The sequence below is a fragment of the Pseudoalteromonas sp. TAP-3C genome, from assembly GCF_059888565.1.
This window is the reverse complement of sequence record NZ_CM187618.1, coordinates 344,723-356,479: the sequence shown is the minus strand read 5'-3', so window position 1 is coordinate 356,479 and position 11,757 is coordinate 344,723. Positions and strand designations below refer to the sequence as shown.

The following is an 11,757-nucleotide window of genomic DNA, read 5'->3' as shown; positions in this document are numbered from 1 at the left end:
TAGGTACATACGTATTTAATATTTCAAAATTATTAACAGATCATTTACCTTTGTACCGCTTTGTGGATTACCACAGATAATAATAAAACTAAGGATAATTATGACTTTTAATAATTCATTTAAAAAATGCGCTGTTGCACTGACAATAAGTACTCTCTTTGCTGCAAGCTCAAGCATGGCAAATCCAGCGCAAGCAATCGCTCCTTCAATGGCCGAGACCTCGGCCAAACTGCAAAATCAAGGTGGGTTTGAAACGCAATTTATCATTAAGTATAAAAATAATAGCGATATGCTAAGTACTTCAAGCCTTGATACAACACCAGCAATGATGAATAAAAAAGCACAGAGTTTTGTAAAAAATTTCACGTCTAAAAAAGGCAAAGTTAAAGCAAAATATATTCGTGCAATGGCGTTGAATAACCACCATGTTATGCGTGCAGATAAAAAACTTAATAATGATGAAGCCCAACAGTTCATGCAAGAAATGGTGGATTCTGGCAACGTTGAATATATTGAAGTCGATCAAATGTTACAACCATTTGCAACACCAAATGATCCGCGTTTTGATGATCAATGGCATTACTATGAGCAAGCTGGCGGCTTAAACTTGCCTACAGCTTGGGATACAGCAACAGGTAGTGGCGTGGTTGTGGCTGTTCTTGATACTGGTTATCGCCCCCACGTAGATTTAAACGCTAATATTTTACCCGGTTACGATATGATTTCTAACCTATCGGTAGCTAATGATGGTAATGGTCGTGATAATGATGCGCGCGATCCGGGTGATGCAGTAGCAGCTAATGAGTGTGGTACTAACGGTGCACAAGGTTCTAGCTGGCATGGTACTCATGTTGCGGGGACCGTAGCCGCTGTAACAAACAATGGAGAAGGTGTTGCAGGTGTTGCTTATGATTCGAAAGTAGTACCTGTTCGTGTATTAGGTAAATGTGGTGGTTTAACCTCAGATATTGCTGATGGTATTATTTGGGCGTCAGGTGGCAATGTAGCGGGTACATCTACAAATACTAATCCTGCGGATGTGATCAACATGAGCCTAGGTGGCAGCGGTTCATGTAATTCAACCACGCAAAGTGCTATTAATACGGCACGTAATAATGGCAGTGTTATTGTTGTTGCCTCTGGAAATAGTAACGATAATTCAACAAACTATAATCCAGGTAACTGTAATGGCGTTGTTAATGTTGCATCGGTTGGGCGTAACGGTGGCCGCGCTTATTATTCTAACTACGGCAATAATATCGATGTAGCGGCACCAGGCGGCGCACAAAACTTTGCAAATGATTCTGAAGGTGTTTTATCTACTTACAATTCAGGCTCAACAACACCAACAAGTGATAGCTATGGCTTCTCTCAAGGTACTTCTATGGCAGCTCCTCATGTTGCGGGTGTTGCAGCACTGATCAAGCAAGCAAAGCCAAACGCGACCCCTGATGAAATAGAAAATATTTTAAAAACAACTACGCGCGCTTTCCCTGCCACTTGCACTAACTGTGGAACCGGTATTGTTGATGCTGCAGCCGCTGTTGCCGCGGCGTCAGGTAGCACACCCCCTCCATCAACAGGTGATAAAGAGCTGGTGAATGGTGAAGTTAAAACTAGATTAAGTGGTGCTGCAAGCACACAAGACTTTTACACTATGACAGTGCCAAGTGGCGCAACTAATGTCACTTTCACTATGAGTGGTGGCACCGGGGATGCTGATCTATATGTACGCGCTGGCAGCAAACCAACAGCTTCTACGTATGATTGTCGCCCATATCAAGAAGGCAACAATGAAGAATGTTCTATCGATAACCCTACAGCGGGTACATACCACGTAATGCTAAACAGTTACTCTGCTTATTCTGGTATTAGTTTAGTTGGTAATGTTACAGGTGGCGGGTCTGGTACACCTCAAGCAGGTGGCGGAACAGTCAATGATGTCTCTGCGACTGCTGGGCAGTGGAAACATTACACATTAGATGTGCCAGCAGGTATGGCTAACTTTACAGTGACAACATCTGGTGGCACAGGCGATGCCGATTTATTCGTTAAATTTGGTAGTCAGCCAACAGTTTCAAGCTATGACTGTCGTCCTTATAAAACGGGAAACGCTGAAACCTGTACTTTTAGCAATCCACAAGCGGGCACTTGGCACTTAAGTGTTAATGCCTATCAAACATTCTCTGGTTTAACCCTAAGCGGTCAATACCAACCATAGTCCATTCTCTTTTTAAACAAAAAGCCGATACAAAAAGTATCGGCTTTTTATTTTTTTAGTTGAGTAAAAGCTTATAAAAAGTACTTCATTGGCAAGTATTTGCATACCGTCGCCTGTCAGCTGCGTAACACTAACGAATGGTAACGTTTGGTTTTTTCCGTACCATCCTATTAATTTCTTAGTGTAAATAACTTAGCAAATATTGAATATATGTAAAAAAAAGATCTTCATCTAATTTTCACTCAATAAACAATCATCCATCTACATATAACGACTAAGCCAAAAGTAAAAATACACTAGCGCTAATAATAAAATAGGTAAAGTAGCATATTGTACGCGAGTCACACTTTGTAATTTAGTTCGTTTATAAGTCATCATAACTCCTGTTACTGACAATCCAGTTAAAGCTAAACCAAACACAAACCATATTAGCTTAGTTAATAAGCCGCCAAAATAGCCAAAGTGAAGAGGATCGGCATATTCGTTTAAATAATTTGTAGTACTCATTGTTGCAGGGTAATGACTGTTTAAGACCTCTAATGTAAGTGGATGAAGTTCTACTTTGTAAGCGCGATCGCGTAATAAAGGGTTTTTTCCTACACCTTTAAAACGCAGAACGCCGGTATTATTGGATGGAAATTGTACAGCGGTAATTTGCCAATTTGGCAGAGTTTTCTTTGCTATCCCAAAAGCCTTTAAAAACTGCTCATTCGATATAAAATTATTTCCTTCAAACTGCGTCATTACAGTAACTTTGGCTGATGGGGGTTCTAACCTCTTTCCACTAACAGCTGCACCAAACTCAAATAGATACCAAAAACTAGTCACTATGATAATACTTATAAACCATATTCCCCACAGGCCAAATACCTTGTGTACATCACTGAGTAAAATTCTCGCTCCTTGCCTTATACGAAAACGCCACAAAGCAGTTTTCCAGTTACGAGTTGTTTTTAGTCCACTATAAAGTGAGATACATAAAATAAATGCAAAAAATGTGACGATAGGTAAACCTGGAAAAGCAGGCATAAACAAATAACGGTGGAAGTCACGGAAAAACCGCTGTACTGTTAAAAGTGATATATCACCAGTGACTTGTTTGGTCCACTGATCTACATGTACATAGCGATCTTTCTCTGGAACTAATTCAACCCGTGCTCGAAACGTAAAATAATCACTGCCCATGCTATCTATAGTCTTTATCCGTCCTTTAGGATAAGCAAGCTTAATAGCCTTATACATATCCTGCCAATCTTTGTCGGCAAGCTTTTGAGGATTTTCAGGCACTGAATATGAACGCATCTCATCAAAAATAAACCAATCTATCTCATTAGAAACGGTAGCAATAGTGCCTGTAGCTAAAATTGTAAACATCAAAATAGCAAGTTGAAATCCAACCCAAGCATGCCAATCATAGAGTTTACGCAAAGTTTTTCGTTGATTAGTTTTTCTATTCATAGCATTACCAAAATGAAGGACTGAAAACTCAGCCCTTCATACCCAATTTACCAATTATATGTAAACTCTAAAGTTACATTACGTGGATCACCAGGAAAATGGCCTGTTCGGCTTATGAAGCCTGACTCAGCGTATTCTTTATCAAACACATTATCAATTCTAAACAAAATACTGTAATTATTGACTTCATAAATGATAGATGTATCCGCGATAAAATAAGATTGTACCTTTTGTCCTGATAGACTTAACTGCTCATCGACATAACTCCCACCTACTGCAAAAGCAAGATCCCATTCAGGAATTTGATAACGTGTCCAAAAACCTAATTGATTTTGCGGTGCATTAGCAAATTTATCACCAACCCTATTGCCAATTCCACCACCGCCATTGTCATTTGTAATACGCGCATCATTGTAAGCATATGCTGCACTTACCACCCAATTAGCAGTCATATCTGCAATAACTTCAACTTCAACTCCTTTACTTGTCACTTCACCAACAGCAGCAAGATTATCAATTCCATCTTGCTCTGGATCAATACCTGTATTTTGCAATAAGTTTTGACGTGTAATTTGATAACCTGCGATTCTTAATAACGTACTGCCATCAAAAAGTTCAGCATTTATACCCGCTTCAATAATATCGCCCGTTGTAGGATCAAACGGTCCACCAGCTTGCGGATTTTGACTTGATACTCCTTGTGGTTCATAAGAATCAGCCCATTGACCGTACAGTGAGATATTAGGCATTATCTTATAAATTCCGCCTATGCGATAAGTCGTATTGCTATCTTCAAACTGAGCATTCCCCGATTTATCTTCAAAGTCATCAAAACGTATCCCCGCTACAAAAGTAAACTTTTCCCAAGCAAGTTCATTGAGTATATAAGCACCGTTACGTGTTTGCTCGGTAATTCGCTCAGGTCTGAATTGCACATCATATTGGTCGGGTTGTGTTTCACCATAATTTGGCCTTTGCAATGTTAACGGCAGTATATCTGTTGCCAGTGACTTGCCACTTAAGTATCGCTCAATATACACAGGGTCTAATGCAACACCGCCCAATAGTGCATATTGCTCACCAGAGTACAAGTCTAAGCCAAATGCGGTGCGTTGTTGGGCTCCTAACATTTGCGTTTCATAGACAAAGTTGGCGGCAAAAGAAAGCTCCTCATTTTCTCTGAGTTGATCACGAAACTCTCGCCCCACCAAGTCAATTATGCCATCTAGATTAACGTCTATGAGCGCGCGAGGTTCGTGGTAATTTTGTTCTTGTTCATTTTCAATGTAACGAATCGCCGTATAGTAACTGAGGCTACCAGTTAACTGACCCTCCAGAGAAGCTTGTAAAACGTCAGAGTTTAAATTTAAAAAGTCTGATGCTTCGTTATGATTCCAACTAATATCAGTTAAAAAGTTACCATTATCATCGACAGGAACGCCACGTAATCTATTTGCATCTAGATCTTGACTATAATGCGTATACTGTAAAATCAATTTAGAATCATTAAAATCGTAGCCATAACCGGCATCGAAAATAGCGACTTCACTGGCGCTATTATCACGGTAAGTATCTTGCTGCTCATAAAATGCCCCCACTCGAACACTTTGCGAATCAGTAATCGCCCCCGTTATTTCTGCTGAACCGCCTAAGCGATTATCTGTGCCAGTAATAAAGCGTGCATTAGCACTGAATTCCGAGTCAGGCTTTTTCGTAATGTAATTGAACATACCACCTGGGGCACCTGGACCGTACAACATTCCCGTTGGCCCCTTAAGAAAATCAACACGCTCTACATTAAATAGCTGTGGTACATTAAAACCAACGTAGGGGTCGCCTCGCAAACCATCAAAATAAATTTCTTCTTGGCGAAATCCCCTAGCAGTTACACCGGCGTAACTAAACTGGCTCACACCTGCAATGTTGCGATACAGATCTTTTGCATCTCGTGCACCTTGGTCACGGATCAGACTTTCATTTATTGTGGTGATCATCTGTGTTGTATTAAGCGGATCTGTAACTAACTTGCCAGTACTTGACTCGCCATTTCGATATAAGTTCACAGCGCGACTTTCTACCGTGATTTTTTCAATATCTGCATCAATTTTATTTATTTCTGTCTGTGCAATGGTAACAGGTGATAAAATAGTGCTAATAAATGCAGCTAACTTTGTAATTGATTTCATTTGATTGATACACTTGAGTTAAAAGTTGAAAGCAAATGATAACAATTTACATTATCATAATAAAGTAATTTCCTTTAAAGGGTACATTAGTTCAATAATATATTGAAGATGCTTTAAGATGTTGACGACCGATAAGCTGATTAAAGTATTTTGCTATTTCACCAACTTAGTTTTTAGGATTATTATCTGTAATACTTTTAAGTTCATTGCTCTGAATTAAAAATGCGAATCCATCACGCAACTGGCGTAAAGTTTGTAACACTTGACTGCATTGCACCCAATGAACACTCAGAGCAAGAGCCACTAAAACAACAATAAAAGAAGAGTAAGGGAAGAAATACATGTGGAAAATATCATCAAAATTATGTATTAATAAAATACTTTATTATAATGACACTTAGATGCAGAAAAAAGTAAACCAAAGGACTAAGCTAGTAATAAAAAACCGCGTATCAACGCGGTTTTTTTAACTTTTTATGAAGCTGCTATAAACTAAAGACCTGCGCGCTCTTTAATGATAGGTATTAATGCAGAGCCAGCATGATTTGCTTCTGCCCACGCAATAACTGCGCCATCTTCAAGTGAGCTCTTAGGTAAGTTTTTAACGATATATTCACCGGTATCAATTGCATTACTAGCGATAGCATGACGTAGTAAATTATTACCATCGCATAATACAGCATCGTAAATATTGCGTATTTTCACACGCGAACTTTTCAATGTACTGCGCAAACGGTTTTTGTCATCTGCAGCAATGTATTCACACGCTGAAATAGCTAATTGATCGTTAGCGCTTGCAGGCGCAGTATAAGCGAAAGAACCCGCTGCAACGGCAGCAACCACAACTAGCTTTGGTAATTTAATCATTGATTTGACACCCTAATTAATACTTTATTCGTATTCGACTGTTTATTATTGTATCAACATGCCCAGATTTTGGCAATAATGTTAAGTAATTTTATTTAAAGTTACGAATTTATAACTATATTTGTTTTTATCATCTGGCGTCATTAATAATTCATTTTCAATTTGCCAGTTTGCAACACTTTGATAATCAGGAAACTGGGTATCGCCTTCAACATCCAAATCAATCAAAGTTAAATAAAGTCGCTGTGCCTGCTGTAAAAACTGCTGGTAAATGTTTCCGCCACCAATGATCATTACTTCATCAACGTCATTAACAAGTTCTATCGCAGCTTCAGGCGTGGTGACTGTTTCAATGCCAGCAGCCTGATACTTACTGTTGCGCGAAATAATAATATTACGACGCCCTGGTAACGGCCGTCCTATCGATTCAAATGTTTTACGCCCCATAATAACGGGCTTGCCAGTCGTTATCTTTTTAAAGTGTTGAAGGTCACTCGGCAAATGCCATGGCATTTTATTGTCTAAGCCTATTACACGATTATTTGCCATTGCTGCAATCATTGAAATTATCACACTGAATACCCAATACTTTATTATTAATTAAAGAAAAAGGAGCAGAAGCTCCTTTTAAATGTATCATTTTAATTAACGCTCGTAGATAACTTCTACGTCGTAATCATCTTCATTCCAGTCATCCCAATCATCATCATCGCCTTTGGTGGCTTTTTGATGATAGGTATCCCACTTAAATTCAACCTCTTCATCAGCCACTTCAACAAACTTTTCTTTTGGCATGTTATCAAGTAGCGTCATAATGTCTTGGATAAGTGGCTGCGTGTTTAATTTATTAATCGCGGCAATACTGTAAATATTTTCAGATTCACCTAACTCTTCTGCAATTTGCTCACATAGGGCTTTAGCTTCATCCTCAGGCAATAAATCAATTTTATTAAAGACTAACCAGCGTGGCTTTTCAGCAAGCTTAGGGCTGTACTGATGAAGTTCATTGATGATTGCAAAGGCATTATCAACAGGATTTGATCCATCAACCGGCATAATATCAATGATGTGCAATAACACACGACAACGCTCTAAGTGCTTCAAAAAGCGAATACCTAGGCCTGCACCATCAGATGCGCCTTCAATCAAACCAGGGATATCGGCAATCACAAATGATTTGTTTGCTTCTGGACGTACCACACCCAAATTTGGAATAAGCGTAGTAAACGGATAATCTGCTACTTTTGGTTTGGCAGCAGATACACTGCGAATAAAGGTTGATTTACCTGCATTTGGTAAGCCCAGTAAGCCAACATCAGCCAGTAGCATCAGCTCTAATTTAAGGTTACGCACTTCACCGGGTGTACCCAATGTTTTTTGACGTGGCGCACGGTTTGTACTTGATTTAAAACGCGCATTCCCCAAGCCATGGAAACCGCCTTTTGCAACCACAATTCGTTGACCATCTTGGGTTAAATCCCCTAATGACTCTTGTGTGTCAACGTCAATAATACGCGTACCTACTGGCACCTTAACCATTAAGTCTTCACCTTTTTTACCAGTACAATTACGGCTTTGTCCATTGGTACCGCGCTCTGCTCGGTGAAAACGCTCAAATTGATAGTCAATAAGGGTATTTAAGTTTTCATCAGCTTGTAGATAAACACTACCACCGTCTCCACCGTCACCGCCATCAGGTCCACCATCTGGAACATATTTCTCACGACGAAAAGACACGATGCCGCTGCCACCGTCACCAGCTTCTGCGCGAATTTCTACTTCATCTACAAACTTCATGATTACTCACTTTAGGGATTGGCTTGTTAATAACTCTATTATATACCTAAGTGGCCTATAGAGCACACCGAGCATAAAAACACTTGGGTATATATTGAACCGTACTTAAAACAAAAAACCCCGCAATAGCGGGGTTTTTTAACTACCTTACTGATTACTCAGCTACAATAGTTACGTATTTACGGTTTAAGGGACCTTTTTGTTCAAACTGAACTTTACCATCTGCTTTTGCGAAGATAGTGTGGTCTTTACCGATACCTACGTTTGCGCCAGGGTGAAAACGAGTTCCACGTTGACGAACAATGATGCTACCCGCTAAAACTGATTCGCCACCAAAACGCTTAACACCTAGGCGTTTGCTTTCTGAATCGCGACCGTTACGAGTACTACCAGCTGCTTTTTTATGTGCCATTTCTAAGTACCTCTAATTAAGCGCTAATGCTAGTGATTTTAACTTCAGTGAACCATTGACGATGGCCCATTTGCTTACGAGAATGCTTACGGCGTCTAAATTTAACAACCTTAATTTTCTCACCGCGACCATGTGAAACAACCTCAGCTGTTATTTTACCACCGTTTACGAACGGTACACCAATCTCAATCTTCTCACCATCAGCAACTAAAAGTACTGAATCAAATTCTACTGCCGCACCAGTTTCAACGTCTAATTTTTCAAGACGAATCGTTTGACCTTCAGTCACACGATGCTGTTTACCACCACTTTGGAAAACCGCGTACATAATTAACTCCGTCTGTGCACCCTCAAATCGGCGCAACTAAAATATTCTTCGATAGGGCGCGAAGTTTACGCTAACGCGAAATAACTAGCAAGCCTATTTTTATAATTAAATGAATAAAAAGTAGCTGCATTGAGAGCAATTCAATATTTCCTCTATTTTATATTAAAATCCCCCTTTGCCAAGCGCTTTTTAACGGTTACAGAAAATAAATTAGTAATAGCAAAGCCAGCCTATATAGTTCAATTAACCGCCAAAGGTGATTCAAAATTAAACCACGCTGTTTAAGCAATTATTAACAAAGTTAATGGGGCATTTAACCTACTTAAGGGTGTTTTTTTAAGGAATCACCACAAAATATCGAGCTAATGCATTTTTTGTTGTACAATCTGCGTCGTTCACACATTAAAATTGGCTCGGAGATCAATGGATATAAAAGCTATCCAGGCGTTAATCGAAAGCGATATGAATGACGTCAATCAACTAATACATGCGCAAATGTGCTCAGATGTGGCGTTAGTTAATCAACTTGGTTTGTATATTGTTAACAGCGGTGGCAAACGAGTGCGCCCTATGTTGGCTATTCTAGCGGCTAAAGCGCTAGGCTACCAAGGTAAAGATCATATTACGCTGGCAACTATCATTGAATTTATCCATACCGCAACGCTTTTACATGATGATGTGGTTGATGAATCAAACCTGCGCCGTGGCACCCCCACAGCAAATGCCGAGTTTGGTAATGCTGCCAGTGTACTGGTGGGTGATTTTATTTACACTCGCTCGTTTCAACTAATGGTAGGCCTTGGCAAAATGCAAATAATGCAAGTGTTGGCTGATGCAACCAATATTATTGCTGAAGGCGAAGTACTGCAATTAATGAACTGTAATGACCCTGACACCACTGAAGCCAGTTATATGCAGGTTATTTACTCTAAAACGGCTAAGTTATTTGAAGCGGCAACTGGGCTGGCAGCCATTATTACTGAACAAAATGAGCATATTTTGGAAGCGCTTAACTTGTATGGTATGCATTTAGGCACGGCTTTTCAGTTGGTAGACGATGTTTTAGATTACAACGCAAATGCTGACCAACTGGGTAAAAACATTGGCGACGATTTAGCCGAAGGCAAACCAACACTGCCGCTAATTTATGCCATGCAACACGGTAATAAGCAGCAAACACAGTTAATAAGAGACGCGATAGAGCACAGTAATGGCATGGATCATCTAGATGAGATACTTGCTGCACTTGCTCACACTAACGCCCTTGAGTTCACAATGCAAAAAGCAGAGCAAGAAGCAGAAAAAGCAATTGCCTGTTTAGATTGCTTAGCTGAGTCGAGTTACAAGCAAGCATTGATCAGCTTAGCCCGTATAGCGGTTGACCGCGACCACTAATATTAGTGAACCTCTTAATAAGCATTAAGAGCAAATAAATTCCGAGCAACAAAAAAGCCTGCAAATGCAGGCTTTTTAATGCATCATTTAGGCTATTGCGCCATAAAATCAACACCTTCTTTAATATCTTTTTTCAACGTTTCAAGCATGTCATTTTTAGCTTGCTGTTCAAATGCGCTTAGTGTGCCGTAAGAAAGAACTTCTTCTACGCCATTTTTACCTAAACGTATTGGGTGTGCAAAGTACTCTGCATCGCCATTTTCAACGGCAACGTATGCGTAGTCCACAACGTCTTCACCTTGTAAGCCTTTAACTAAAGACATACAAAAACGTGCAGCAGCAGCACCCATAGATAATGTTGCAGAACCACCGCCCGCTTTGGCATTAACGACTTCAGTACCCGCATTTTGAATACGTGGAGTCAGTGCAGCCACTTCTTCATCAGTGAAAGTAACACCTTCAACTTGAGAAAGTAATGGTAAGATTGTTGTGCCTGAGTGGCCACCAATGACAGGCACTTTAACACTTGCTACGTCAACGCCTTTAAGTTCAGCAATAAACGCTTCTGAACGAATGACATCAAGTGTTGTGATACCAAATACACGCTTAGCATCGTAAGTACCTGCTTTTTTAAATACTTCAGCAACAATTGGTACCGTGCCGTTTACTGGGTTAGTAATAATACCTACCAGCGCTTTAGGACAGTTAGCAACAATGCCTTGTGCTAATGTTTTGATGATACCCGCATTAACGTTAAATAAATCAGCACGGTCCATACCTGGCTTACGTGGCATACCCGCTGGGATAAGCACGATGTCACAACCTGTTAATGCTTTATCTAAATCGTCAGCACCAAACCCTGCCACTTTAACATCTGTTGGGATGTGAGAAAGGTCAACAGCAACACCCGGAACTACTGGCGCAACATCATATAGTGATAATTCAGAACCTGCTGGTAAGCCTGTTTTTAATAATAAAGACAACGCTTGACCGATACCGCCTGCAGCACCTAATACAGCAACTTTCATTGGAATTCTCCGTAATTTGAGGTAGGAAATCTTTGTGGTTCCTAAGATAAAGAAATTAACCGCTA

At 39.9% G+C, this 11,757-nt stretch carries 10 protein-coding genes; 2 read left to right on the top strand and 8 right to left on the bottom strand.

Annotated features, from left to right (window positions below):
* The first annotated feature begins 100 nt into the window (after nucleotides 1-100).
* Nucleotides 101-2,221, top strand: coding sequence for a S8 family peptidase (locus tag AC6H44_RS01620; protein WP_500737086.1), 2,121 nt, complete (start codon nucleotides 101-103; stop codon nucleotides 2,219-2,221).
* A 261-nt stretch (nucleotides 2,222-2,482) separates the two neighbouring features.
* On the opposite strand, the gene AC6H44_RS01615 is transcribed toward AC6H44_RS01620, so the two are convergent.
* The 7 genes from AC6H44_RS01615 to rplU form a co-directional block, all read right to left on the bottom strand.
* Nucleotides 2,483-3,679, bottom strand: coding sequence for a PepSY-associated TM helix domain-containing protein (locus tag AC6H44_RS01615; RefSeq protein WP_500737085.1), 1,197 nt, complete (start codon nucleotides 3,677-3,679; stop codon nucleotides 2,483-2,485).
* A 47-nt stretch (nucleotides 3,680-3,726) separates the two neighbouring features.
* Nucleotides 3,727-5,865 (bottom strand): TonB-dependent siderophore receptor, encoded by a 2,139-nt coding sequence (locus AC6H44_RS01610; protein WP_500737084.1) that lies wholly within the window; start codon nucleotides 5,863-5,865, stop codon nucleotides 3,727-3,729.
* 492 nt (nucleotides 5,866-6,357) lie between these two features.
* On the bottom strand, nucleotides 6,358-6,732 hold the full coding sequence (locus AC6H44_RS01605) for a DUF3718 domain-containing protein (protein ID WP_500737082.1): 375 nt from the start codon (nucleotides 6,730-6,732) through the stop codon (nucleotides 6,358-6,360).
* Between the two features lie 81 nt (nucleotides 6,733-6,813).
* Nucleotides 6,814-7,305 (bottom strand): type 3 dihydrofolate reductase, encoded by a 492-nt coding sequence (gene folA / locus AC6H44_RS01600; RefSeq protein WP_500737080.1) that lies wholly within the window; start codon nucleotides 7,303-7,305, stop codon nucleotides 6,814-6,816.
* 72 nt (nucleotides 7,306-7,377) lie between these two features.
* The gene (gene cgtA / locus AC6H44_RS01595) at nucleotides 7,378-8,529 is read right to left on the bottom strand and encodes an Obg family GTPase CgtA (RefSeq protein ID WP_500737079.1); all 1,152 of its coding nucleotides are present in this window, start codon (nucleotides 8,527-8,529) and stop codon (nucleotides 7,378-7,380) included.
* Between the two features lie 154 nt (nucleotides 8,530-8,683).
* Nucleotides 8,684-8,941, bottom strand: coding sequence for a 50S ribosomal protein L27 (rpmA, locus tag AC6H44_RS01590; RefSeq protein ID WP_008114963.1), 258 nt, complete (start codon nucleotides 8,939-8,941; stop codon nucleotides 8,684-8,686).
* Between the two features lie 16 nt (nucleotides 8,942-8,957).
* Nucleotides 8,958-9,269, bottom strand: a complete 312-nt coding sequence (gene rplU, locus AC6H44_RS01585) for a 50S ribosomal protein L21 (protein ID WP_002957748.1) — start codon at nucleotides 9,267-9,269, stop codon at nucleotides 8,958-8,960.
* A 423-nt stretch (nucleotides 9,270-9,692) separates the two neighbouring features.
* Between rplU and ispB the strand changes: the two genes are divergently transcribed.
* Nucleotides 9,693-10,664, top strand: a complete 972-nt coding sequence (ispB, locus tag AC6H44_RS01580; protein WP_500737078.1) for an octaprenyl diphosphate synthase — start codon at nucleotides 9,693-9,695, stop codon at nucleotides 10,662-10,664.
* Nucleotides 10,665-10,756: 92 nt separating this feature from the next.
* Here the strand turns inward: ispB and mdh are convergent, their stop codons facing one another.
* The gene (gene mdh, locus AC6H44_RS01575; protein ID WP_500737077.1) at nucleotides 10,757-11,692 is read right to left on the bottom strand and encodes a malate dehydrogenase; all 936 of its coding nucleotides are present in this window, start codon (nucleotides 11,690-11,692) and stop codon (nucleotides 10,757-10,759) included.
* Between the last annotated feature and the right edge of the window lie 65 nt (nucleotides 11,693-11,757).